The following is a 24,266-nucleotide window of genomic DNA, read 5'->3' as shown; positions in this document are numbered from 1 at the left end:
GCGGCTGACCCGTCGGTGGCCGCGCGCGGCACAGAGCCCCGGCATCCATCGGTGTTCTGGGGTTGTGATGTTCGGTTCGCAGGGGATTTTCCGGATCCCGGGCGTGTCGCGGCCTGGACACGCCGTGCGGCGGAAACTCTCCTGCGAACCGCACCGCACCGCACCGAACCGCACCGAACCGAACCGAACGGGTCGAGTGCCACTGGTTCCTCCCCAGCACGGGTGCGGGGCCGAGCTGTCCACATTCGGTGGGAATCCGGCATCCACCGGCGGCGACAGTGCCACGGTCAGGGGATGGAGTTTCCCGTCGGTGACCGCGCCTGGTCACGTCCGGTGCCTCGGGGGTACCGGGACCGTCGCAGGCGGGAGAAGAAGCCGGTTCCGCGCCGGTGGGCGACGTGCCGGCGGTCGGATCTGCGAGCCGGCGGATGGACGGCGCGGCGGATCAGCGCCGACGTCGCCGACGGCCGACTCGTGCAGGCGCGGGAGGACGTCTACCTCCCGGAGGACGCGGACGCAGACTGCGTGGCTGCCTGTAGGGTCGGTGGTCGGCTCACTTGTGTGTCGGAGCTCGCGCGGTGGGGTGTGTTCGTGCTCGACGGGTGCGATCGGTTGCACGTGGAGCTGCCGCACAACCGGTCCAGGCTGCGGACGGCGCCGCGCGATGTGCGGCGGCACTGGTCTCACCGGCGACCGGATGGTTGGGCGAGCGTCGACATCGTCGATGCCGTCGTGGCCGCTGTGCAGTGCCAGACGGTGCGCGCGGCGATCGCCACGCTCGACTCGGCGTTGCACCTCCGGCTGATCGGTGAAGCGGAACTGAACGAGGTGTTCGCCGCGCTGCCGCGTCGCTTCCGGGTGCTCCGCGGCCACCTCGACGGCCGGTGCGAGTCGGGTGCCGAGAGCCTGATGCGGCTGATGCTGCGCCGGCTCGGATGCCGCATCGAGATCCAGCGGAACATCCCCGGCGTCGGACGCGTCGACTTCCTGGTCGACGGCTGGCTCATCATCGAGTGCGACAGCGAGGCCCACCACAGCAGTTGGCGGCAGCAGAAGGAGGACAGGCGCCGTGACCAGGAAGCCGCTCGGTCGGGGTACGTGACGTATCGCGCCATCGCCGAGGACCTGTTCTGGCACCCCGAGCGGCCGCTGAGCGCGGTGCGCGGTCTCCGACGGCGGTGGGCGGGCCGGTGACATCACGGCCGCACAGGTCGGCCGCGTCAGCGCCGCCCGATACGACGTTCGAGCTCGGCAGCGGTGGATGCCGCGAGCGCGACCAGCGGGGATTCGTCGCGCTCGAGGTCGCCCGGCCAGGTGAGCGCGATGGCGGCCGCGGGCCACCCGGCATGGTCGCGCACGACCACGCCGACCGAGCGCAACCCGATGGTCACCTCGCCGTCTTCGCGCGCGAAGCCGTCGGCCCGGGTGGCGCGCAGCACTTCGCGCAGTTGCGCCGGGGTGCGCGGACCTCGGCCGGTGCGGTCGGCGAAAGCCGCGGCATCCGGGAACAGCGCCCGCACCTGCTCGCGGGGGAGCGCGGCCAGCATCGCGCGGCCGGACGCGGTCAGGTGCGCGGGCAGCCGGACGCCGACGTCGGTCACCAACGCCGGGCGGCGCGGTGCGCGCTCCTCGACGATGTAGAGCACGTCCCGGCCGGTAATGACCGCCAGGTGCGCGCTCTCGCCGGCCTGGTCGGCCAGCGCGGCGATGAGGGGGCGGCCCAGCCGGGCCAGGGGCTCCTGCCGTGCATAGCCGCCCGCGAGTTCGAACGCGGCCGCGCCGAGCCCCCAGCGCTGCTCGCCGGGCAGATGCACCACGAAGTCGTGCGCGGCGAGCACGCCCAGCAGGTGGTAGACGCTCGAGCGGGGGATCCCCAACGCCGTCGCGAGCGTCCGGGCGGCCACCGGTCCGCGCTGCCGCGCCAGGAACGACAGGATCCGCAGCGTCTGATCGGCGGCGGGCACCTGCGGGCGGTCGGCCAGCGTCGCCGAGGCATCAGCGGCGGGCACCTGCGGGCGCGCGGCCGGCACCTGCGCGGGCGGCAGCGATGTTCCACCACCACCACTGTCTGGGATCACAGACACAGGATCCCACGGACGCCTGGCCTCCGGCATCCGCGCCGGGTGGAATCAGAGCATGACCACCATCATCGTCGGCGCCGGCATCCTCTCAATCGCCGACGTCGTCGCCGTCGCGCGGCACGGCGCCCGGGTCGAGATCGCCCCTGAAGCCCGGGACCGCGTCGCCGCCTCCCGCGCCCTCGTCGAGCAGCTCGCCGACGACCCGCAGCCGCACTACGGCATCTCCACCGGGTTCGGTGCACTCGCGACGACGTTCATCGCCCCCGAACGCCGCCGGCAGCTGCAGGCGAGTCTCATCCGCTCACACGCCGCCGGCACCGGGCCCGAGATCGAGACCGAGGTCGTGCGGGCGCTGCAGTTGCTGCGACTGCAGACCCTGGCATCCGGCCGCACCGGCGTGCGTCCCGTCGTCGTCGACACCTATGCGGCGATGCTCAACGCCGGCATCACCCCGATCGTGCGCGAGTACGGGTCGCTGGGCTGCTCGGGCGACCTCGCCCCCCTGTCGCACGTCGCACTGGCCGCGATGGGCGAGGGCCGCGTCCGCACCCGCGACGGCGAAGAAGCGGACGCCGCCGAAGCCCTCGCAGCCGCAGGCATCACCCCGCTCGTGCTCGAAGAGAAGGAGGGCCTGGCCCTCATCAACGGCACCGACGGCATGCTCGGCATGCTGGCCCTGGCCGTCAGCGACCTCGACGCGCTGCTGCTGACCGCCGATGCCGCCGCGGCCATCTCGGTCGAGTCCCAGCTGGGCACCGACGCGGTGTTCGCCGCCGACCTCATGGCCCTGCGCCCCCAGGTGGGCCAGGCCGCCTCGGCCGCGCACCTGCGCGCACTGCTGGCCGACTCGCCGATCGTGGCCAGCCACCGCGACCCCGCGGTGTGCACCCGGGTGCAGGACGCATACTCACTGCGCTGCTCGCCCCAGGTGCACGGAGCGGCGAGGGACACCGTCGACCACGCGCGGACCATCGCGGCGCGCGAACTGGCATCCACCGTCGACAACCCCGTCATCACACCCGACGGCCGCGTCGAATCCAACGGCAACTTCCACGGTGCGCCGGTCGGCTACGTGCTCGACTTCCTCGCGATCGCCGTCGCCGACCTCGCCTCCATCGCCGAACGCCGCACCGACCGGGCGCTCGACCGCAGCCGCAGCCAGGGGCTGCCGCCGTTCCTTGCCGACGAAGTGGGCGTCGACTCGGGGCTCATGATCGCCCAGTATGCGGCGGCCGGCATCGTCTCGGAGCTCAAGCGCCTCGCCGTGCCTGCGTCCGTCGACTCGATCCCGTCGTCGGCCATGCAGGAGGACCACGTGTCGATGGGCTGGGCCGCCGCCCGGAAGCTGCGCCGGGCGATCGACGGGCTGGCCCGGGTGCTCGCGATCGAACTGATCACCGGATGCCGCGCCCTCGACCTGCGCGCGCCCCTGCAACCCGGACCGGGCACCGGCGCCGTGCGCGACCTCGTGCGCAGCGCGGCCGGCGGGCCCGGACCGGACCGCTTCGTCTCGCCCGACATCGAGGCTGTGACCGGCCTCGTGGCCGCGGGCGCCGTCGCCGAGGTGGTGCGCACGGTGCTGGACACCGCCGCGACCACCGATTCCGCATCGAGGAGGATGCTGTGACCGAACCCCGCACCGTCCGCGCTCCGCGCGGCCCCCAGCGCACCGCGAAGAGCTGGGGCGCCGAGGCCGCCAAGCGCATGCTCATGAACAACCTCGACCCCGAGGTCGCCGAGCACCCCGAAGACCTCGTGGTGTACGGCGGCACCGGCCGCGCCGCCCGGTCGTGGGAGGCCTACGACGCGATCGTGCGCACCCTCGACGAGCTCGAGCCGGATGAGACGCTGCTGGTGCAGTCCGGCAAGCCCGTGGGCGTGTTCCGCACGCACGAGTGGGCCCCGCGCGTGCTCATCGCCAACTCGAACCTCGTGGGTGACTGGGCGACGTGGCCCGAGTTCCGCCGCCTGGAGCAGCTGGGTCTGACCATGTACGGGCAGATGACCGCCGGGTCGTGGATCTACATCGGCACGCAGGGCATCCTGCAGGGCACGTACGAGACCTTCGCCGCCGTGGCCCGCTCCCTCGGCCGCGACGACCTGGCCGGCACCCTCACCCTCACCGCGGGGGCCGGCGGTATGGGCGGCGCGCAGCCGCTCGCCGTCACCCTCAACGGGGGAGCGGTGCTGATCGTCGACGTCGACGAATCGAGACTTGCCCGCCGCGTCGACCATGGCTACCTTGACCAGTACACCTCCTCGCTCGACGAGGCGGTGGCCCGCGTCCTCGCCGCCAAAGATGCCGGCGAGGCACTATCCGTCGGGGTGGTCGGCAACGCCGCCGAGGTCTTCCCCGCCCTGCTCGAACGGGGCGTCGCCATCGACATCGTGACCGACCAGACGAGCGCGCACGACCCACTGGCGTACCTGCCGGCATCCATCGCCTTCGACGACTGGCGCGCCGAGGCCGCGCGCGATCCGGAGGGCTTCACCGCCGCCGCACGGGCCTCGATGGCACGTCATGTCGCCGCGATGGTCGGGTTCCAGGACGCCGGCGCCGCGGTGTTCGACTACGGCAACTCGATCCGCGCGGAGGCGAAGCTCGGCGGGTTGGACAACGCGTTCGCCTTCCCCGGGTTCGTGCCCGCCTACATCCGGCCCCAGTTCGCCGAGGGGCGCGGACCCTTCCGGTGGGTGGCACTGTCGGGCGACCCGGAGGACATCCGCAAGACCGACCGCGCCGTGCGCGACCTGTTCCCCGACAACGCGGGTCTGGTGCGGTGGCTGGAGAAGGCCGGCGACGCCGTGCACTTCGAGGGGCTGCCCGCGCGCATCTGCTGGCTCGGCTACCAGGAGCGCCACCTCGCCGGTCTGAAGTTCAACGAGATGGTGGCCTCGGGAGAGCTGGCCGGACCCATCGTCATCGGCCGCGACCACCTCGACGCCGGATCGGTCGCCTCGCCCTACCGCGAGACCGAGGCGATGGCCGACGGCTCGGACGCCATCGCGGACTGGCCGCTGCTCAACGCCCTGCTCAACACGGCCTCGGGGGCCTCGTGGGTGTCGATCCACCACGGCGGGGGCGTCGGCATCGGCCGGTCGATCCACGCCGGGCAGGTCATCGTCGCCGACGGGTCTCAGCTGGCCGCCGAGAAGCTCGCCCGGGTGCTCGTCAACGACCCCGGCACGGGTGTCATGCGGCACGTGGATGCCGGGTACGACCGCGCGGTCGAGGTGGCGCGCGAGCGGGGGCTGAACGTGCCGATGATGGATGCCGGGGCGGCGGTGCCGGAGATGGGGGCTGACGGGCCGGCGGTGTCGCAGGCGGGGGATGCCGGGCTGTGACCAGGACGCTGCTGACCGGCATCGGCGAGCTGACGACCAACGTCGCCACGCCCGGTGATCCGTGCGGCACGCTGCGTGACGCCGCCCTGCTCATCGAGGACGGCCGCATCGCGTGGTTCGGTCCCGCGGCGGATGCGCGTGCTGTAGCCGGCCATGACGACGTCGAGGTCGTCGATGTGGGCGGGCGGGCCGTCATCCCGGGGTTCGTCGACAGCCACACCCACCTCGTGTTCGGCGGCGACCGCGCCGACGAGTTCGAAGCCCGGATGAGTGGCACGCCGTATGCCGCAGGGGGCATACGGCGCACGGTCGCGGCCACGCGGGCGGCGAGTGACGACGAGCTGCGGGCACGCCTGGCCGGGTTCGTGGCCGAACTGCGCGGGCAGGGCACCACGACCTTCGAGGTGAAGACCGGCTACGGGCTGACCGTCGACGATGAAGCCCGGCTGGCCCGGCTGGCGGCCGAGGTGACCGACGAGGTGACCTTCCTCGGAGCCCATGTCGTGCCCGCCGAGTACGCCGACGACCGCGGCGCCTACGTGGACCTGGTGCGCGGGCCGATGCTCGATGCCGTCGCGCCGCACGCCCGGTGGATCGACGTGTTCTGCGAGCGCGGAGCATTCACTGCGGAGGAGTCCGAAGTCATCCTTACCGCCGGGATCGCTGCAGGTCTCGCGCCGCGGGTGCACGGCAACCAGCTGGGCCCCGGCGCGGGGGTGCGGCTGGCCGTCGAGTTCGGCGCAGCATCCGTCGACCACTGCACGTACCTCGACGACGCAGACATCGCCGCCCTCGCCGCATCCGACACGGTGGCGACGCTCCTGCCCGGCGTCGAGTTCTCCACGCGACAGCCCTACCCGGATGCCCGCCGCCTGATCGACGCCGGGTTGACGGTCGCGATCGCGAGCGACTGCAACCCGGGCTCGAGCTTCACCAGTTCGATGCCGCTCATGATCGCCCTGGCGGTGCGCGAGATGGCGATGACCCCGGCCGAGGCGGTGTGGGCCGCGACGGCCGGGGGCGCCCGTGCCCTCCGCCGCGACGACGTCGGCCACTTGGGTGTCGGCGCGCGGGCCGACCTCGTGGTGCTCGACGCCCCCACCCGCGTGCACCTGGCCTATCGCCCCGGCGTGCCGCTCGTGCACACGGTCTACCTGGGAGGCGCAGCGCCGGCGTAGGCGCGCCGGCGCCGTGACTCCGACCCGCCGCCGGCCCGCGACCCGACCCGCCCGCGGCCCGCCGCGCCTCAGCGCGGGGTGTCGACGGTCCAGTCGTCGGGGTCGACGGCGGTGGCGACGTCCCAGTCGTCGGTGTGCCAGGTGAAGGTCGCGACCGCGCAGGTGGGCATGTGGCCGATGCCGCCGCCGGAGAGCCGCTCGGCGAGCACCGTCATCCCGGGGTCGTGGGCCACGACCACCACGTGCGGCAGTCCGGTCGCGGCTGCCGCATCCAGCAGTCGCGACCCGGGGGCGCCGTACAGGTCCGCGTCCAACCGCAGCTCGGCGCCGAGCGCCTCGGCGAACGCCGCCGCTGTGGTCCGCGCCCGCAGCGCCGTCGACGACAGCACGAGCTCGGGGCGCAAGCCCGTCGCCGCTAGCCGGGCCGCCATCACCGGCGCATCCCGCTCTCCGCGCGCGTTCAGCGGCCGGTCGTGATCGTCGAGCCCGGGCTGCCCCCAGTCGCTCTTGGCGTGCCGCACCAGCACGAGTGTCGTCATGTCCGCGCCCTTCCGGCCAGCAGCTCGAGCACGCACAGCGCCGCGAGGCGCACCGTGCACCCGTCGGTGGTGTCGGCCGTGGCATCCACTTCGACGATGTCCGCGCTGCGCACGCGGGGGTCGGATGCCAGGGCCCGCACGAGCGCGCGCAGCTCCCACGCCTGCAGGCCCCCGGGCACCGAGGCCGGGCACGCGGGGGCGACGGCGCGGTCGCACACGTCCACGTCGATGTCGAGGTGCACTTCGCCGCCGTCGGCGCCGGCGACCTCCAGCGCTTCGTCCGTGACATCGGCCAGACCCCGGCGCCGCACGTCATCGAGCGTGATGACCGTGATGCCCAGGTGGGCGGCGCGGTGCGCGTAGGCCGCGGAGTTCGCGAAGTCGGCGATGCCGATCTGCACGACGCGCTGGGGGTCGAGGCCGTCTTCGATCAGGCGACGTACGGGCGAACCGTTGGAGACGCCGTCGCGCAGGTCGAAGTGCGCGTCGAGCGTGATCAGCCCCGCCGCCCCGGCGCCCTGCGCGACGGCGTAGGTGGCCGAGTTGTCGCCGCCGAGGGCGATGAGCAGGCCCGCTCGCTCGGTCAGCTCCCGCACCCGCTCCCGCGTGCGGGCCTCGCCCGCGGGACCGTCGGGCTCGACGATGTCGCCGGCGTCCGCGAGGCGCAGCACCTCCTCGAGGTTGATCGGCGGCGGCCCCAGCAGCGTCGCGCTGAAGCGACGCAGCGCATCGCGCACCGCCGGCGGCGTGGCGTTGGCGCCGGTCGGCGACAGCGACGTGCGGAAGGCGGGCACCCCCAGCAGCACGGCGTCGAGCCAGTCGTCGCCGGCGGGTGCCGGCCACCCGCCCGCGCGGGGCCACAGCGGGTCGGCGCTCAATGCGGATACGCTCATCGGTCCCTCATCCCAGCACCAGGTGCGCGATCGTGTAGATCGCCACGCCCGCCAGGGCGCCGACGATCGTGCCGTTCAGGCGGATGTACTGCAGGTCGCGGCCGACCATCAGCTCGATCTTCTCGGTGGTCTCGGCCGGGTCCCATTTCTCCACCGTGTCGGTGATGATCGACGCGATGTCGTGCCGATACCGGTCGACCAGGAACACAGCGGCGTCGGTGATGCGCGCATCCACCCGCTGCTGCAGGGCCGGATCGGTCGCCAGACGCCCGCCGATCTCGGCGAGGGCGGCGGTCACCCGGCGGCGCAGCGGACTGGCCGGGTCCTCCAGCGCCCGCAGCAGACCCGTCTTCGCGGTGTGCCACGCCTCGGCGGCGAGCTCCCGCACGCGCGGGCTGTCGAACACGGCGCCCTTGGCGTCTTCGAGACGGGCGATCGTGGCCGCGTCGTGCTGCAGGCTGTCGGCCAGCCGCGCCAGGTATCCGTCGACGGCGGCGCGGGCGGGGTGGCCGGCGTCGCGCTGCACGGCCTCGGCGAACTTCACCGCCTCGTGGTAGACCGTGTCGTCCACCAGCCGCATCGCGATCGACGGCACCCACGACGGCAGCCGGCGCGACACGAGGCCGCTGAAGGCCTGCTGGTTGGCGTGCAGCCACGTGGTGATGCTGTCGACGGCGAGATCCACCGCGCCGTGGTGGGCACCGGCATCCACCACCCGGCTCAGCCACCCGCCCAGCGCCGGCGCCCACTGCGGGTCGATGAGGTGCTCGCGGGCCAGATCGCTGATGAGGTCCTGCACCTCGTCGTCGGACAGGGCGTGCAGGATGCCGGCGGCCATCGTCGCGGCCTCGGCGGCCACCACATCGGCATGCTCGGGTTCGCGCAGCCACTGACCGGCGCGGCGGGCGATCGCGGTCTGCTCGAGCTTGCCGCGCACCACCTCGCCTTCCAGGAAGTTCGTCTCGACGAAGTCGCCCAGGCTCCGCCCGATCTCGTCCTTGCGCCGGGGGATGATCGCGGTGTGCGGGATCGGGATGCCGAGCGGATGCCGGAACAGGGCCGTCACGGCGAACCAGTCGGCCAGCGCGCCGACCATGCCGCCCTCGGCCGCGGCGCGCACGTACCCCAGCCAGGGATACCGGTCCTGCAGCACGAAGGCGACGATGAACACGATCGCCATGAGCAGGAGGGCGCCCAGCGCGACCCCCTTCATCACCCGCAGGCCGTGCCGACGCTCCTGGTCGGCGATGCTCAGCAGGTCGGTGGGAGTGCGCGCCATGTGGTCATCCTGCCAGGTGCGCGCTCACGCCTCCATGGGGCCGAGCCAGGCGGTGGCGACCGTGCTGTGTGCGGATTCGGGGTCGGAGGGGTGGAACAGCCCCGCGAGCACGTCGCGGTAGAGGCGGCTGAGCTCGCTGCGCGTGAAGTAGGACGAGCCGCCGGCGACGAGCATGGCCTGGTCGACGACCTGCTTGGCCGTCATGGCCGCGCGGTGCTTGACGCCGCTGAGCTTGGCGAACCACAGCGCGCCGTGGTCGACCCGCTCGTCCACGTCGCGGGTGAGGGCGGCCAGCTGGGGGAGCATCGCGTCGTAGGCGAGGGCCATCTCGGCCACCCGCCACCGGATGTCGGGGTCCTGCGCGTAGGTCGTGCCGGTCTTCTTCGACCTGCGGGTCTGCGCGACCTCGACGGCCACATCGAGCGCGCGGCGGGCGACGCCGGTGTAGACCGACGCCAGAAGCAGCTCGAACACGCTGAAGATCCCGAACACGAACGGGTCGGGGCTCGGGCCGGGGGCCAGGCGCCGCACGATGCGGTCGGCCGGGGCGGTGGCGCCGTGCAACTCGGTGGTGCGCGACTGGGTGCCGCGCATGCCCAGAGTGTCCCAGTCGTCGCGGGTGACGACCGCGTCGGTGCGGGGCACGAACCCGTACACGAGCCGCGGTCCGTCCGCGCTCGTGGTGTCCAGGCCGTGCAGGCCCAGTTGCGTCCACACCGGGGCGAGCGAGGTGAAGATCTTGGTGCCCGTGAATGTGTACGACCCGTCGGGCTGCGGCACCGCGTCGGTGTCGCTGCCGAAGAGCACGAGGTCGTTGCCGGCCTCACTGACCCCGAACGCGAAGATCTCGCCGGCGGCGGCGCCTTCCTGCACGAACCGCATCGTGTCCACGCCGCGGTCGCCGGCGACCTTGGCGACCCCGGTCCACACCAGGTGCATGTTGACGGCCAGGGCCGTCGCCGGCGACGCTGTGGCCAGGCGCTGCTGCAGCACGGACGCCTGCGCGAGCGAGAGGCCCGCGCCGCCGAGGTCTTCGGGCACCAGGATCTTCAGGTATCCGGCATCCACCAGGTCGGCGAGATCGTCGTCAGGGAAGACGTTGTCGCGGTCGACCTGCGCGGCGCGGTCGCGGATGCGGGCGAGCAGGTCGTCGGGCAGATGGGTGGTCGCATCGAAGGATGTCACCCGACCATTGTGGCCCCGTCGGCGCCGGGGTGGCGCGGTGTCGGCGGGCAAAGGATGCCGAGGGCGCGGCCGGTCAGGCCAGCGCGTCGTGCAGGTGGCGCATCGTGTCTTCGGGGCGGTCGCGGTGCGGGGAGTGGCCGGCGCCGGTGACGACCGACATCGTGATGACCGGGTTGGTGAGCACCTCTTCGGCCAGGGCCCCCTTGAAGATGGAGTACACCTTCGGGTCGCTGGCGATGATGTGGGTGGGGACGGTCAGGCGCGCGGCGGCCCCACGGACGTCCCACGGCGTGTTCTGGGCGCTGGTCTGCTCCACCGCCCACAGGCTCGCCTGCTGCGCGGACAGCGCCTTCAGCTCGATGTCGTGCTCGTGCCAATCGGGGTGCTCGGCGCGGACGGCGGCCACGCTGGGGTCGGCGAACGAGCGCTCCTGGCTGTTGCGGACGACGGCGCGGTCGCGCTCGTTCAGCGCGATGGCCGGGTCGATGAGGATGAGGCGGCGTGTCCACGCGGGCGCATCGGCGCTGGCCACGGCCGCCGCCGCGCCGCCCAGGGAATGCGCCACCACGAGGTCCCAAGGGGCGTCGTCGTCGGTCGCGGCATGCTGCAGATCGACGGCGTACGCGGCGATCGAGTAGTCGAGGGCGCGCGGGGCGGTGCCGTGACCGCGGAGGTCGACCGCGTCGGCGCGCCAGCCCGCATCGGCCAGCGCGACCCCGTAACGCCACATGAGCGCCGCGTTCGAGCCCAGCCCGTGCACCAGCAGGGCGCGGCGCGGGGCGAGGGGCGACCCCCAGGACAGGCGGGGCAGGGTCACAGGCGCCGGCATGCCCTCCACACTACGACCGGTCAGGTGATGGTCGTGACCGGTTCGGTGTCGGGGATGGGGCTGACGTCGCGGCCGCGCAGGTCGGGGAATCCGCGTACGCACGTGACGGCCACGATCACGCCGGCGACCGCGAAGAGCGCACCGGCCCAGTAGGCACCGACGGGGCCCACGCCGTCGATGAGGAAGCCCGCGACGGCGGAGCCGGCGGCCGCACCGATGAGCTGTCCGGTGTTGATCCACCCGTACGCCTCGGCGGTCTCGCTGAACTTCACGCTCGCCGACGTCATGGCGAACATCACCGCCAGCGCCGGCGCGATGCCGAGACCTGCGACGAACAGCGACGCGCCCAGCCACCAGAACGTCAGGGAGAGCACGGTCGCGCTCACGCCCACGGTGAAGATCGCCAGGCGGCGCGCCATGGCCCACCGGCCGATGGGGATGTGCCCGAACGACAGGCCGCCGGCGAGGCTGCCGAGCGAGAAGACCGCCAGGACGAGCCCGGCCTCGAGTCCGCCGTGGCCGAAGGTGGCGACGACGCCGGCCTCGACGGCCGCGGTGGCCCCGATGAGCAGGAACCCGGTGATGGTGGCCAGCAGCACCACCGGCTTTCCGAGCACGCGGCCGAACCCACGGCGCGCGCGGGGGATCCGGACCCGGCCCACCTCGGGCAAGGCGATGAACCACGCGCCGCCGCCGACGAGGAACACCACGATCAGCAGCAGGGCCGGTACGGTGCCGACCTGGGTGGCCACCAGGGTGATGACCACGGGCGCGAGCACCCAGATGATCTCCTGCAGACTGGCATCCAGGGAGAACAGCGGTGTGAGGTGCCGCGACGTCACCAGCTTCGGGTAGATCGTGCGTACCGCCGACTGGACCGGGGGTGTGGACAGACCCGCGAGCAGTCCGAACAGCATGTAGCCGGGCAGTGCCATCGGGGCGAGGGCGAGCACCAGGATGGCCGCGGCGCACACGGCGGTGGTCAGCGTCAGCACGCGGCGCATGCCCCACACGCCCATCCACCGGCTGGTGACCGGGCCCGACACGGCCTGGCCCACCGAGGTGGCCGCCAGCACGAGGCCGGCGGCGCCGTAGGAGCCGGTCATCTGCTCGATGTGCAGCAGGATCGCCAGGCTCGTCATGCCGTTGGGGAAGCGGGCCGTCAGCTGGGCGGCGATGATGCGCGCGACGCCCGGAGTGCGAAGAAGATCACGGTAGCCCGCCACCCCTCCACGGTACCTCCGGGCGCGACACGCCGACGACACGCCGGAACGAGTTTCCACAGGCAGATCGATGTCGGAACCCGGTCCTATCGTCGGGCCTGTGGACAGGGGGAGACCGCGGGTGACGAAAGGCGCGTGATTCAGCGCTTTTCCCCTCCCGCGACACGCCGGGCACCTGTGGATGAAATGGTGGACAACATGTGTTGTACCTGGGGAGAGAGGTGGGAAAACTACACGGATGTAACTACTATCCCTTGTGGTGCTAACGAATGTCGGTACCCATATGTAGTATTGGACTCCCGGTCGGGCTTCACCGGGGAAACACAGATCTTTGAGGGGAGACGCCGGTTCATCATGGCGATCACGGTCTACACCAAGCCTTCCTGCGTGCAGTGCAACGCGACGTACCGGGCACTGGATTCGAAGGGCATCGATTACGAGATCCTCGACCTGTCCGAAGACCCGGCGGCCCTCGAGCACGTCAAGTCGCTGGGCTACCTGCAGGCGCCGGTCGTCGTCACCGACGAGGACCACTGGTCGGGCTTCCGTCCCGACAAGATCGACGAGCTGGCATCCCGCCTGGTCTGAGACCATGAACACGGCGACGGCGACCAGCGCGCCGCTGCTCGTGTACTTCTCGAGCGTGTCGGGCAACACGGCGCGGTTCATCGAGAAGCTGGGCATGCCGGCATCCCGTATCCCGCTGCATGCCCGGGAAGCGCCGCTGGTGGTGACCGAGCCGTTCGTGCTCGTCACTCCCACCTACGGCGGGGGGCAGGGCCGCAACCACGAGAAGGGCGCGGTCCCCAAGCAAGTCATCCGGTTCCTCAACGACGAGCGCAATCGGAGCAACATCCGCGGTGTGATCGCCGCGGGGAACTCGAATTTCGGTGAGGCCTACGGCCTGGCCGGGGAGATCATCAGCCGCAAGTGCAACGTGCCGTACTTGTACCGGCTCGAAGTGTTCGGCACGGCCGAGGACGTCGCCCGTGTGCGCGACGGATTGGAATCATGGTGGAAGCTGCAGTGACCGAGACGACCTTCAAGACTGACGCGCGGTTCGATGGGCTCGACTATCACGCCCTCAACGCGATGCTCAATCTCTACGGCGCGGACGGCAAGATCCAGTTCGACGCCGACAAGCGTGCGGCGCGGGAGTACTTCCTGCAGCATGTGAACCAGAACACGGTGTTCTTCCACTCGCTCAAGGAGCGGCTGGACTACCTCGTCGAGAAGGAGTACTACGACGGCAGCGTGCTGGCGAAGTACTCGCACGAGTTCATCCAGAAGCTCAACGACCTCGCGTACAGCAAGAAGTTCCGCTTCGAGACCTTCCTCGGCGCGTTCAAGTACTACACGAGCTACACGCTGAAGACCTTCGACGGCAAGCGGTACCTCGAGCGCTTCGAGGACCGTGTCGTGATGACCGCGCTGGCGCTCGCCGACGGCGACGAGCAGGTGGCGATCGACCTGGTCGAGGAGATCATCTCCGGCCGCTTCCAGCCGGCCACCCCGACCTTCCTCAACGCGGGCAAGGCACAGCGCGGCGAGCTGGTCAGCTGCTTCCTGCTGCGCATCGAAGACAACATGGAGTCGATCTCGCGCGGCATCAACTCGTCGCTGCAGCTGTCCAAGCGCGGCGGCGGCGTGGCGCTGCTGCTGTCGAACATCCGCGAGTCGGGTGCGCCGATCAAGCAGATCGAGAACCAGTCCAGCGGCATCATCCCGGTCATGAAGCTGCTCGAAGACAGCTTCAGCTACGCCAACCAGCTCGGTGCCCGGCAGGGCGCGGGCGCGGTGTACCTCAACGCGCACCACCCGGACATCCTGCGCTTCCTCGACACCAAGCGTGAGAACGCCGACGAGAAGATCCGCATCAAGACCCTGTCGCTGGGTGTGGTCGTGCCCGACATCACGTTCGAGCTGGCCAAGAACGACGAGGACATGTACCTGTTCTCGCCGTACGACGTCGAGCGGGTCTACGGCGTGCCGTTCGGTGACATCTCGGTCACCGAGAAGTACCGCGAGATGGTCGACGACGCCCGCATCAAGAAGACCAAGATCAAGGCGCGCGAGTTCTTCCAGACCATCGCCGAGATCCAGTTCGAGTCGGGCTACCCGTACATCATGTTCGAGGACACGGTGAACCGGGCCAACCCGATCGCCGGGCGCATCAACATGTCCAACCTGTGCAGCGAGATCCTGCAGGTGAACACGCCGACCACGTACCACGAGGACCTCTCGTACGACCAGATCGGCAAGGACATCTCCTGCAACCTGGGCTCGATGAACATCGCGCTGGCGATGGATGCCGCGGACCTGGGCAAGACGGTCGAGACGGCCATCCGGGGCCTGACCGCCGTCAGCAACCAGAGCCACATCTCGTCGGTGCGCTCCATCGAGGAGGGCAACGACCGCTCGCACGCCATCGGCCTGGGCCAGATGAACCTGCACGGCTACCTGGCCCGTGAGCACATCCACTACGGCTCCGAAGAGGGCCTGGACTTCACGAACATCTACTTCTACACGGTGCTGTACCACGCGCTGCGTGCCTCGAACCTGCTGGCGATCGAGCGTGGCGTCGCCTTCGACGGGTTCGAGAACTCGAAGTACGCGTCGGGGGAGTTCTTCGACAAGTACATCGAGCGGGCGTGGGAGCCGGAGACCGAGAAGGTCAAGGAGCTGTTCGCCGGCAAGCACATCCCGACGCAGGCCGACTGGGTGGAGCTGAAGGAGTCGATCCAGAAGCACGGCATCTACAACCAGAACCTGCAGGCGGTGCCGCCCACCGGCTCGATCTCGTACATCAACAACTCGACGAGCTCGATCCACCCGATCGCGTCGAAGATCGAGATCCGCAAGGAAGGCAAGATCGGCCGCGTCTACTACCCGGCGCCGTTCATGACCAACGACAACCTGGAGTACTACCAGGACGCGTACGAGATCGGCTATGAGAAGGTCATCGACACCTACGCGGTCGCGACCCAGCACGTCGACCAGGGCCTGTCGCTGACGCTGTTCTTCAAGGACACCGCCACCACCCGCGACATCAACAAGGCGCAGATCTACGCCTGGCGCAAGGGCATCAAGACGATCTACTACATCCGTCTGCGGCAGATGGCGCTCGAGGGCACGGACATGTCCGAGTGCGTCAGCTGCATGCTGTGATGCTCTGATCTGGGATTTTTAGGAAAGAAGCAATGACCCCCGAATCGCTCAAGCTCATCGATCACGTCCAGGCGATCAACTGGAACCGCATCCAGGACGACAAGGACCTCGAGGTGTGGAACCGTCTCGTGAACAACTTCTGGCTGCCCGAGAAGGTGCCGCTGTCCAACGACGTGCAGTCGTGGGCGACGCTCACCCCCGAAGAGCAGACCGCCACCATGCGGGTGTTCACCGGGCTCACCCTGCTGGACACCATCCAGGGCACCGTCGGCGCCGTCTCGCTCATCCCCGACGCGCTCACCCCGCACGAGGAGGCCGTCTACACGAACATCGCGTTCATGGAGTCGGTGCACGCGAAGAGCTACTCGTCGATCTTCTCGACGCTGTGCTCGACGCCCGAGATCGACGACGCGTTCCGGTGGTCGGTGGAGAACCAGAACCTTCAGAAGAAGGCGCGCATCGTCATGGACTACTACCGTGGCGACGAGCCGCTCAAGCGCAAGGTCGCCTCGACCCTGCTCGAGTCGTTCCTGTTCTACTCGGGGTTCTACCTGCCGCTGCACTGGTCGTCCAAAGCCAAGCTGACCAACACGGCCGACATCATCCGCCTCATCATCCGTGACGAGGCCGTGCACGGCTACTACATCGGCTACAAGTACCAGAAGGGCCTCGAGAAGCTCACGCAGGCCGAGCGCGACGAGCTGAAGGACTACACGTTCTCGCTGCTGTACGAGCTCTACGACAACGAGGTGCAGTACACGCAGGACCTCTACGACGGCATCGGGCTGACCGAGGACGTCAAGAAGTTCCTGCACTACAACGCCAACAAGGCCCTCATGAACCTCGGCTACGAGGCGATGTTCCCGGCCACCGTCACCAACGTGAACCCGGCGATCCTGTCGGCCCTCTCGCCCAACGCGGACGAGAACCACGACTTCTTCAGCGGGTCGGGCTCCTCGTACGTCATCGGCAAGGCCGTGGCCACCGAAGACGACGACTGGGACTTCTGACCTCCCGATTCTGACTCCGGCCCGAAACGGCTGGTGAGAGGCCCGGAACTGCAGGAATCTGCGGATTCGGGCCTCTCTTGTGCCTTCTCTCAAGAGACAGAGGAGGACAGCAATGAACTCGAATGGCCGTTCGGAGTGGCACGGGGGTGGCACGCGCGCACCTCTTTGCCGAGAGCGGGGTGGCTCAGCAGCCGGAATTCGACTTCGATGCGCCGGCGGGGTCGTGCCACTCCGTGCCACTGAGTGCGCCGGCATTCGCAGAAAAGGTCCGATCAGTAGGTGTTCCGCGCGCCCCAGGGGGTGACGTCCCGCTGAGTGGTGGAGTTTCTCAACACCGTGCGGGTCAGCTGGTTCTGATTATGCCGCGGTCAGTTCCGGGATGGCCACCTCCTCGGGTTCGGCGAGGAGCAGGGCCATGGAGTGCTCGCTGAAGATCGCCGGGCCGCGGTTGTGCGAGTTCAGTCGCAGACCCCACCCATACCCCTAGGGGGTATAGAATCGCACTGATGGCAGCGAACGCTGGCATCGGAGCGAAAGGATGGGCCATGGCTGCCACCACCAAGGAGTACTTCGTCGAGGGCATGACCTGCGGACACTGCGAGATGTCGGTCAAGGAAGAGGTCGGCGAGATCGCGGGCGTGTCGGAAGTCCTGGCATCCGCTGCTGCCGGCACGGTCAGCGTCACGGGTGAGAACTTCACCGACGAGCAGGTCGCCGCCGCGGTCGCCGAAGCCGGCTACACGCTCAAGGCGTAACCCTCTCGGGAAGGGAGAGCACGTGACACTGACGGACGGCACTGACTACGTCCACCTCGAACTCGGGGTGACGGGGATGACGTGCACGTCGTGCTCTTCACGGATCGAGCGGAAGATCAACAAGGTCGACGGCGCGGATGCGATCGTCAACTACGCCACGGAGACCGCGTCGATCGACTACGACCCGAGCAAGATCACCGAGGCCGAGCTCATCGACGTGGTTCGCGGCGCCGGCTACGACGCCTTCACGATGGTCACCGAGGAGGAGCCCGCCGCCACCTCGGATGCCGACGAACCCGTCGACCGGCACGAACAGGCGCGCCTCGCCGAGGCGAAGGACCTGGGCCGGCGCCTCGTGTGGTCGGCGATCCTCTCCGTGCCGGTCGTGACCATCTCGATGATCCCGGCCCTGCAGTTCATGAACTGGCAGTGGCTCATCCTCGTGCTGTCGACCCTGATCTACCTGTACGGCGGCATGCCGTTCCACCGCGCGACGCTGCTCAACCTCCGGCATCGCTCGACCACCATGGACACCCTCGTGTCGCTGGGCACCACCGCCGCCTACGCGTGGTCTGTGTGGGCGCTGTTCTTCGGCACCGCGGGGCACCCCGGCATGACCATGGAGATGAGCCTTCTCCCCCGCGCGGACGGCATGGACCATATCTACCTCGAGACGATCGCGGTGGTCATCACCTTCCTGCTGCTCGGCCGCTGGTTCGAGGTGCGCGCGAAGGGGGCCTCGTCGGCGGCCCTCAAGGCGCTCCTCGACATGGGCGCCAAAGACGCGGCGGTGATCCGCGACGGCCGTGAGGTGCGGGTGCCCGTCGCGCAACTGGCGGTCGGTGACATCTTCGTCGTGCGCCCGGGGGAGAAGCTCGCCACCGACGGCCGTGTCGTGGAGGGCGAATCCGCGATCGACGAATCGATGCTGACCGGCGAATCGGTGCCGGTCGACGTCACCCCCGGCAGCCTCGTCACCGGCGCCACCATCAACACGTCCGGTCGGCTGCTCGTCGAGGTCACGCGCACCGGCGCCGACACGACGCTCGCCCAGATGGCCAAGCTCGTGACCGAGGCGCAGGCGAAGAAGGCGCCCGTGCAGCGACTCGTCGACAAGATCTCCGCGGTGTTCGTGCCCGCCGTGATCGCCGTCTCTGCGCTCGCGCTGATCGTCCACCTGCTGCAGGGAAGCGACGTCAACTGGGCGTTCTCGGCGGCTGTCGCGGTGCTGATCATCGCCTGCCCCTGTGCGCTCGGGCTCGCCACGCCGACGGCGCTGCTGGTGGGCACCTCGCGCGGCGCCCAGCTCGGCCTGCTCATCAAGGGCCCGGAGGTGCTCGAATCGACGCGTCAGGTCGACACCATCGTCCTGGACAAGACCGGCACCGTCACCGAGGGTGTCATGTCGGTCACCGACGTGCGCGCAGCAGCCGGCTTCGACGAAGACACCGTCCTCGCACGGGCGGGCGCGGTCGAGGTGGGCTCCGAGCACCCCATCGCGAAGGCGATCGTCTCGGCCGCGTCGGCGCGGGGAGAACTGCCCGCCGCCACCGGCTTCACCAACTCCGCCGGGCGCGGGGTGACCGCCGTCGTCGACGGGCAGACCGTCGTCGTGGGCCGCCCGGACGGCGCGCTGCCCCCGGCGCTGGCGCAGGCCTTCGACGCGGCGCAGGCCCGGGGCGCGACCCCCGTCGCGGTCTCCATCGACGGGGTTTCGGCGGGCGTGGTCGTCGTCCGCGACACGGTCAAGGCCTCGTCGGCGCCGGCGATCGCGCAGCTCACGAAGCTCGGGCTCACGCCCTATCTGCTCACCGGGGACAACGCCCGGGCGGCGGCGGCGGTCGCGGCCGAGGTCGGCATCGACGCCGCGCACGTCATCGCCGACGTCCTGCCGGAGGACAAGGTCGCCGCCGTCGAACGGCTTCAGGCGCAGGGTGCGCGCGTCGCGATGGTCGGCGACGGGGTCAACGACGCCGCCGCCCTGGCACAGGCCGATCTCGGCCTGGCGATGGGTGCCGGCACCGATGTCGCGATCGAGGCCTCAGACATCACCCTCATGAACAACGACCTGCGGTCGGCGGGTGACGCGATCCGCCTGTCCCGCCGCACGCTGTGGACGATCAAGGGGAACCTGTTCTGGGCGTTCGCCTACAACGTCGCCCTGATCCCGGTCGCCGCCCTCGGTCTGCTGAACCCGGCCCTCGCCGGCATCGCAATGGGCTTCTCGTCGGTGTTCGTGGTGTCGAACTCGCTCACGCTGCGCGGATTCCGATCGACACGCGGCGGCGTCGAGACACCGGTGGGTACGGCGATCTCGGCCGCCGAGCGCGAACTCGTCGACGAGAAGAAGTGACCACAGGGGGAGAACCATGAAGACGGACACCGAAACGCACGCCGACGCCGAGCCGCACGCATCCGCCCACCACGGATACATCAGCGACAAGGACCGCTACCTGGCCCGGCTGCGCAAGATCGAGGGGCAGGCGCGCGGGCTGCAGCGGATGGTGGACGAAGAGCAGTACTGCATCGACATCCTGACCCAGATCTCCGCGCTCACCTCCGCCCTGCGCAACGTCGGCCTCGGGCTGCTGGACGACCACATGCGGCACTGCCTCCGCGATGCGGCGGTGCTCGGCGGTGAGGAGGCGGACGCCAAGTTCACGGAGGCTGCCGAAGCCATCGCCCGCTTCACCCGGTAGCACGCCGGCTCAGAGGTGCCCTGCCAGGGCGCTGAGGGCATCGACGTCCTGGATCGTGATGCGGCCGCCGGTGCCCTGCGCGATCACGCCGGCATCGGTCAGCGCACGCAGCTGGCGGCTCAGAGACTCGGGGGTCGTGTCCAGCAGCGAGGCGACGTCCTTCTTGGCCAGCGGCAGCACCACCTCGGGGTGGCGGTCGGGCTCGGCGTGGGCCGGCAGGCCGAGCAGATAGTCGGCCAATCGCGCGCTCACGTCACTGGAGATGGCCGCCGCCAGCCGGGCCTCGGCCTCGCCCAGCCGCCGGCTCACGCTCTGCAGCATGCGCAGGCCGATGCTCGCGTGCCGGTCGATCAGCATGCCCAGATCCGCATGCCGGAACACGCACAGCCGCGAGTCCTCCAGCGCGGTCGCGGTGTGGTCGGGGTGGATGCCGGTGAGGAAGGCCGACTCGCCGATGAAGTCGCCGGGGCCGAGGACCCGGAGGATCTGCTCGTGGCCGTCGGCGCTCGTCCGGGCCACCTTCACCCGTCCGGTGTGCACCACGACCAGTTGCGACACGTCGGCGCCCGCGGCGTACACGTGCTCGTTCTGCGCGACCCGGGTCGGACGCGCGACCGCGGCGACCTCACGCTGCTCGGCGAGGGTCAGCGCCTGGAACAGCGGCACCCTGCGCACGCACGGATCATCGCCCTGATCCAGTGATGACGAGGTCATGATGCCCCCTCCTCTCCTTTCTCCAGTATCGGCGACCGCCCGCCGTCGTGGCCGGATCGCGCCGGGGCCGCAGCAGCCGCATCGCGTTCAGGATCACCAGGAGCACCGAACCCTCGTGGACGAGCATGCCCACCGCCATGGTCACCCCGCCGGCGAAGACACCGGCCAGCAGCAGCACCACCGTCACCAGAGCGATCGCGATGTTCTGTCGCAACACCCGGACGGTGCGCCGCGCCAGCCCGATCGCCTCGGGGAGCTTCAGCAGGTCGTCGGCCATCAGGGCGATATCGGCCGTCTCGACGGCCACCGCCGATCCGGCCGCGCCCATGGCCACGCCGATGTCGGCAGCGGCCAACGCGGGCGCATCGTTCACACCGTCGCCGACCATGGCCACGGTGTGCCCCTCGCTCTGCAGGCGTGCGACGGCCGCCAGCTTGTCTTCGGGCAGCAGTGCCGCGTGCACCTCGTCGATGCCGACGGCGCGGCCGACCGCTTCGGCCACCGGCCGGGTGTCGCCGGTGAGCATGACGACCTTCTGCACGCCGGCTGCATGGAGTCGGCGGACCATCTCCGCGGCGCCCTCGCGGATCGCGTCGGCGACGGCGACGACGCCCATGACGGCCCCGTCGACGACGACGATCATCGCCGTGCGTCCGGCCCGGGCGAGGTCTTCGGCCACCGCCCGTGCCCGCGCGTCATCGTGCACGCCGTCCGCCGCCAGCAGCGCGGCATTGCCCACGAGCACCCGGCGTCCGTCGACCGCGGCGACGATGCCCTGGCCGGTCAGGGGGATGACCCGGGTGGGGACCCCGGTGGGCGCCACCCCCTCGGCCTCGGCGGCGGCGACGATCGGCCGCGCCAACGGGTGCTCCGACCCGGCCTCGGCGGCCGCCGCCCAGCGCAGCACATCGCGCCGGTCCAGCGCATCGTCGAGCACGACCACATCGGTCAGGTGGGGCCGGCCCTCGGTGAGGGTGCCGGTCTTGTCGACGGCGACGGCCGTGATCCGCGCGGACGTCTCGAGGTGCTCGCCGCCCTTGATGAGGATGCCGCGGCGGGCCGACCGGCCGATGCCGGCCACGATCGCCACCGGGATCGAGATGACCAGTGCGCCCGGGCAGCCGATGACCAGCAGGGTCAGCGCGAGCACGACATCACCGGTGACCAGCCCCACGATCAGGGCGAGGAGCATGACAGCCGGCGTGTAGCCCTTCGAGAAGCGGTCGATGAACGCCTGGGTCCGCGCCCGGGCGTCCTGCGCCTCTTCGACGCGGTGGATGATGCGGGCCAGCGTGGTGTCGGCGCCGACCCCGGTCGCCTCCACCTGCAGGAAGCCGCCGCGGGAGACGGTGCCGGCGAACACGCGGTCGCCCGGACCCTTCTCGACCGGGATCGACTCGCCCGTGATCGACGCCTCATCGATCGCACCGCTGCCGGCGCTCACCACGCCGTCGACCGGGACCTTCGCGCCGCTCTTGACCAGGACGGTCTCACCGGTGGGCACCTCGGCGGCGGCGATCTCGACCTGCGCGCCGTCGCGCACGACGATGGCCCGGTCCGGGGCGATGGCCACCAGGGCGGCCAGGGCCGCGCGGGTCTTGTCCATCGTGCGCGTCTCGAGCGCGTGCCCGACCGCGAACAGGAAGGTGACCGCCGCGGCTTCCCAGAAGTTGCCGATGACGACGGCGCCGATCGCGGCCACCGACACCAGCACATCGATGCTGAGGAACCGCACCCGCAGCGCGCGGACGGCGGCCACCACGATGCGGAAGCCGGCGACGGCCGCGGCGGCGAGCAGGGTCGCGTCGGAGAGCCGGAACGCGGTGCCCGGCCCGTGCGCGTGCCCACCGGCATCCAGCCACCATCGCGGCGCCAGCGCGACATCGGCCGCCCCGCCGCCGAGGTGCGGGAGGGCGAGCGCGATCAGGATCAGCAGTCCCGCGACGGCCGGGACGAGCCCACCGCCCCACCGCCGGGTGCGCCGCGTGTTCATGAGATGACCGCCCTTCGACTCACGGGGTCAATACGACGAGACGGTCGAGCGGTAACCCGCCGTGGCGACCGCGGCGACGAGATCGTCGGCGGAGACGCGGCGCGGATCGTGCTCGACCTCGATGCGTCCGGAGGCGAATCGCACGTTGACGCGGGAGACGCCGTCGAGGCGTCCGACCTGCTTCTCGATCTTGGCGACGCACGAGGGGCACGAGAACCCTTCGGCGCGCAGCAGAGTGTGGACGGTGGGGGATGCCGTGGTCATGACAGTGCCTTTCTCTCAGCCGGTTTTCCAACCGTGACCGGGGACTTGTTCCCGGTGGCGCGGCCCACTGTACGCAGCCGGGCCCTCCCGCGCCTTGACCGGGATCAAGCCCGGGCCGGCGGGCAAGAGAAACGGACGGGTCGTTCCGGCCGGCGACGGCGGATCGCTAGCATTGTGCGTATGCCGGAAGACGCGCCCCGCTTCAGTCCCGTCATCGCGCTGCTCGCGGTGTCGGCGACGTGGGAGACCCAGCTGGCCGCCGTACTGAAGGACCTGGGCATCTCCACGCGCAAGTTCGGCCTGCTCGGCCACATCCACGCCGAGCCCGGCATCTCGTTCTCCGAGCTGGCCCGCCGTTCGCACATCACGGTCCAGTCGGCCCACACGGCGGTGCGCACCCTCGTCGACGACGGGCTCGTCACCGACGCGACCGCGCAGGCGGGCGCGGCCAGCGACCTGAGCCTCACCGACAAGGGCGCCCGCGTGTTGCAGGAGGCCCGCGACCGGCTCGCTCAGCTTGACGGCGCGCTCACGCAGCGGATGCCGAACGTCGCGGCTTCGCTCGACGGCATCCGCGCCGGCGTCGTCTGACCCGCCGCGCCGCCGGCCGGCCTCGGTCGTGGGGTCCGCTCAGCTCTTCGGGATCGGCGGGCCGAGCCACAGCAGCGTCACGAACACGATGGCGAGAAGCGCGAGCAGCAGCATGACCGACAGGAGGGGGCGCCGCAGCACCCACGCCTGCACGTGCTCCACGAAGCCGACCGGCTGAGCGCCGCCGGGGGCGAGGCGCCAGTCACCGGCCAGCAGACCGCGGCGGTCCAGTCGCAGTTCGAACGGAACGGTCGCGAACGGGATGATGGCCAGCAGCACGCCGGTCAGTCCCAGGCCGAACCGCCATTGCTGATTGACCCAGACGAACACAGTGCTCGCGACGTAGCAGAGGAACACGAAACCGTGGATGCCGCCGGCGATCGGCACGAACTCGGCCACGCCGACCGCGCGCAGGATGAGGGCGGCGATGAGCCCCGCCCATGTGAACATCTCGGCGATGGCGAACGTGCGGAACAGGGCGCGCGGGGTGATGGGGGCGGTCCGGGTGGGGGTGGTCATG

The 24,266-nt window shown here is 70.6% G+C and carries 23 protein-coding genes; 12 read left to right on the top strand and 11 right to left on the bottom strand.

Annotated features, from left to right (window positions below):
- Nucleotides 1–561 precede the first annotated feature (561 nt).
- Complete coding sequence (locus ACQ143_RS04395) at nucleotides 562–1,194, top strand: hypothetical protein (protein WP_449569474.1); 633 nt, start codon at nucleotides 562–564, stop codon at nucleotides 1,192–1,194.
- Nucleotides 1,195–1,220: 26 nt separating this feature from the next.
- Here the strand turns inward: ACQ143_RS04395 and ACQ143_RS04390 are convergent, their stop codons facing one another.
- Nucleotides 1,221–1,964: an IclR family transcriptional regulator gene (locus tag ACQ143_RS04390; RefSeq protein ID WP_449569594.1), complete on the bottom strand. Its 744-nt coding sequence runs from the start codon at nucleotides 1,962–1,964 to the stop codon at nucleotides 1,221–1,223.
- A gap of 172 nt (nucleotides 1,965–2,136) precedes the next feature.
- Between ACQ143_RS04390 and hutH the strand changes: the two genes are divergently transcribed.
- Genes hutH through hutI form a run of 3 tightly spaced genes read left to right on the top strand, consistent with a single transcriptional unit; the run spans nucleotide 2,137 to nucleotide 6,604 of the window.
- Nucleotides 2,137–3,708, top strand: coding sequence for a histidine ammonia-lyase (gene hutH / locus ACQ143_RS04385; protein WP_449569473.1), 1,572 nt, complete (start codon nucleotides 2,137–2,139; stop codon nucleotides 3,706–3,708).
- A complete protein-coding gene (hutU, locus tag ACQ143_RS04380; protein WP_449569472.1) occupies nucleotides 3,705–5,426 on the top strand; it encodes a urocanate hydratase in 1,722 nt (573 codons plus the stop codon). Before hutH ends, hutU begins: the two co-directional genes overlap by 4 nt.
- Nucleotides 5,423–6,604, top strand: a complete 1,182-nt coding sequence (gene hutI / locus ACQ143_RS04375) for an imidazolonepropionase (protein WP_449569471.1) — start codon at nucleotides 5,423–5,425, stop codon at nucleotides 6,602–6,604. The genes hutU and hutI overlap by 4 nt, the downstream gene beginning before the upstream one ends.
- Nucleotides 6,605–6,672: 68 nt before the next feature.
- Here hutI and ACQ143_RS04370 read toward each other — a convergent pair whose 3' ends face one another.
- The 6 genes from ACQ143_RS04370 to ACQ143_RS04345 all read right to left on the bottom strand — a co-directional run bounded on the left by ACQ143_RS04370 (nucleotide 6,673) and on the right by ACQ143_RS04345 (nucleotide 12,555).
- Nucleotides 6,673–7,143 (bottom strand): SixA phosphatase family protein, encoded by a 471-nt coding sequence (locus ACQ143_RS04370; RefSeq protein ID WP_449569470.1) that lies wholly within the window; start codon nucleotides 7,141–7,143, stop codon nucleotides 6,673–6,675.
- Nucleotides 7,140–8,036, bottom strand: a complete 897-nt coding sequence (locus ACQ143_RS04365) for an arginase family protein (protein ID WP_449569469.1) — start codon at nucleotides 8,034–8,036, stop codon at nucleotides 7,140–7,142. The genes ACQ143_RS04370 and ACQ143_RS04365 overlap by 4 nt, the downstream gene beginning before the upstream one ends.
- 7 nt (nucleotides 8,037–8,043) lie before the next feature.
- Nucleotides 8,044–9,315 (bottom strand): DUF445 domain-containing protein, encoded by a 1,272-nt coding sequence (locus ACQ143_RS04360; RefSeq protein WP_449569468.1) that lies wholly within the window; start codon nucleotides 9,313–9,315, stop codon nucleotides 8,044–8,046.
- A 24-nt stretch (nucleotides 9,316–9,339) separates the two neighbouring features.
- On the bottom strand, nucleotides 9,340–10,500 hold the full coding sequence (locus ACQ143_RS04355) for an acyl-CoA dehydrogenase family protein (RefSeq protein WP_449569467.1): 1,161 nt from the start codon (nucleotides 10,498–10,500) through the stop codon (nucleotides 9,340–9,342).
- Nucleotides 10,501–10,573: 73 nt separating this feature from the next.
- Complete coding sequence (locus ACQ143_RS04350; protein WP_449569466.1) at nucleotides 10,574–11,329, bottom strand: alpha/beta fold hydrolase; 756 nt, start codon at nucleotides 11,327–11,329, stop codon at nucleotides 10,574–10,576.
- Nucleotides 11,330–11,349: 20 nt separating this feature from the next.
- On the bottom strand, nucleotides 11,350–12,555 hold the full coding sequence (locus ACQ143_RS04345; RefSeq protein WP_449569465.1) for an MFS transporter: 1,206 nt from the start codon (nucleotides 12,553–12,555) through the stop codon (nucleotides 11,350–11,352).
- A gap of 351 nt (nucleotides 12,556–12,906) precedes the next feature.
- On the opposite strand from ACQ143_RS04345, the gene ACQ143_RS04340 reads away from it, so the two are divergent.
- The 7 genes from ACQ143_RS04340 to ACQ143_RS04310 all read left to right on the top strand — a co-directional run bounded on the left by ACQ143_RS04340 (nucleotide 12,907) and on the right by ACQ143_RS04310 (nucleotide 20,184).
- Nucleotides 12,907–13,140 carry a redoxin NrdH gene (locus ACQ143_RS04340; protein WP_036312128.1) on the top strand — a complete coding sequence of 78 codons (234 nt, stop codon included), beginning with the start codon at nucleotides 12,907–12,909 and terminating at the stop codon, nucleotides 13,138–13,140.
- 4 nt (nucleotides 13,141–13,144) lie between these two features.
- Nucleotides 13,145–13,582, top strand: coding sequence for a class Ib ribonucleoside-diphosphate reductase assembly flavoprotein NrdI (nrdI, locus tag ACQ143_RS04335; protein WP_449569464.1), 438 nt, complete (start codon nucleotides 13,145–13,147; stop codon nucleotides 13,580–13,582).
- Entirely contained in the window at nucleotides 13,564–15,720 is a 2,157-nt protein-coding gene (gene nrdE / locus ACQ143_RS04330) for a class 1b ribonucleoside-diphosphate reductase subunit alpha (protein WP_449569463.1), read from the top strand. The genes nrdI and nrdE overlap by 19 nt, the downstream gene beginning before the upstream one ends.
- Before the next feature lie 32 nt (nucleotides 15,721–15,752).
- Entirely contained in the window at nucleotides 15,753–16,730 is a 978-nt protein-coding gene (gene nrdF / locus ACQ143_RS04325) for a class 1b ribonucleoside-diphosphate reductase subunit beta (RefSeq protein ID WP_449569462.1), read from the top strand.
- Between the two features lie 545 nt (nucleotides 16,731–17,275).
- The gene (locus tag ACQ143_RS04320) at nucleotides 17,276–17,485 is read left to right on the top strand and encodes a cation transporter (protein WP_449569461.1); all 210 of its coding nucleotides are present in this window, start codon (nucleotides 17,276–17,278) and stop codon (nucleotides 17,483–17,485) included.
- A 76-nt stretch (nucleotides 17,486–17,561) separates the two neighbouring features.
- Nucleotides 17,562–19,838, top strand: a complete 2,277-nt coding sequence (locus ACQ143_RS04315) for a heavy metal translocating P-type ATPase (protein ID WP_449569593.1) — start codon at nucleotides 17,562–17,564, stop codon at nucleotides 19,836–19,838.
- 16 nt (nucleotides 19,839–19,854) lie between these two features.
- The gene (locus tag ACQ143_RS04310) at nucleotides 19,855–20,184 is read left to right on the top strand and encodes a metal-sensitive transcriptional regulator (protein ID WP_449569460.1); all 330 of its coding nucleotides are present in this window, start codon (nucleotides 19,855–19,857) and stop codon (nucleotides 20,182–20,184) included.
- A 9-nt stretch (nucleotides 20,185–20,193) separates the two neighbouring features.
- On the opposite strand, the gene ACQ143_RS04305 is transcribed toward ACQ143_RS04310, so the two are convergent.
- Genes ACQ143_RS04305 through ACQ143_RS04295 form a run of 3 tightly spaced genes read right to left on the bottom strand, consistent with a single transcriptional unit; the run spans nucleotide 20,194 to nucleotide 23,155 of the window.
- Nucleotides 20,194–20,859 (bottom strand): Crp/Fnr family transcriptional regulator, encoded by a 666-nt coding sequence (locus ACQ143_RS04305; RefSeq protein ID WP_449569459.1) that lies wholly within the window; start codon nucleotides 20,857–20,859, stop codon nucleotides 20,194–20,196.
- 7 nt (nucleotides 20,860–20,866) lie between these two features.
- The gene (locus ACQ143_RS04300) at nucleotides 20,867–22,891 is read right to left on the bottom strand and encodes a heavy metal translocating P-type ATPase (RefSeq protein ID WP_449569458.1); all 2,025 of its coding nucleotides are present in this window, start codon (nucleotides 22,889–22,891) and stop codon (nucleotides 20,867–20,869) included.
- Nucleotides 22,892–22,918: 27 nt separating this feature from the next.
- Nucleotides 22,919–23,155 (bottom strand): heavy-metal-associated domain-containing protein, encoded by a 237-nt coding sequence (locus ACQ143_RS04295; protein WP_449569457.1) that lies wholly within the window; start codon nucleotides 23,153–23,155, stop codon nucleotides 22,919–22,921.
- A gap of 180 nt (nucleotides 23,156–23,335) precedes the next feature.
- On the opposite strand from ACQ143_RS04295, the gene ACQ143_RS04290 reads away from it, so the two are divergent.
- A complete protein-coding gene (locus tag ACQ143_RS04290) occupies nucleotides 23,336–23,746 on the top strand; it encodes a MarR family winged helix-turn-helix transcriptional regulator (protein ID WP_449569456.1) in 411 nt (136 codons plus the stop codon).
- Nucleotides 23,747–23,785: 39 nt separating this feature from the next.
- Here the strand turns inward: ACQ143_RS04290 and ACQ143_RS04285 are convergent, their stop codons facing one another.
- Nucleotides 23,786–24,265 (bottom strand): DUF3817 domain-containing protein, encoded by a 480-nt coding sequence (locus ACQ143_RS04285; RefSeq protein WP_449569455.1) that lies wholly within the window; start codon nucleotides 24,263–24,265, stop codon nucleotides 23,786–23,788.
- Nucleotide 24,266 lies beyond the last annotated feature (1 nt).

The sequence above is a fragment of the Microbacterium pollutisoli genome (genome assembly GCF_053586795.1).
This window is presented reverse-complemented; position numbering and strand designations above follow the sequence as displayed.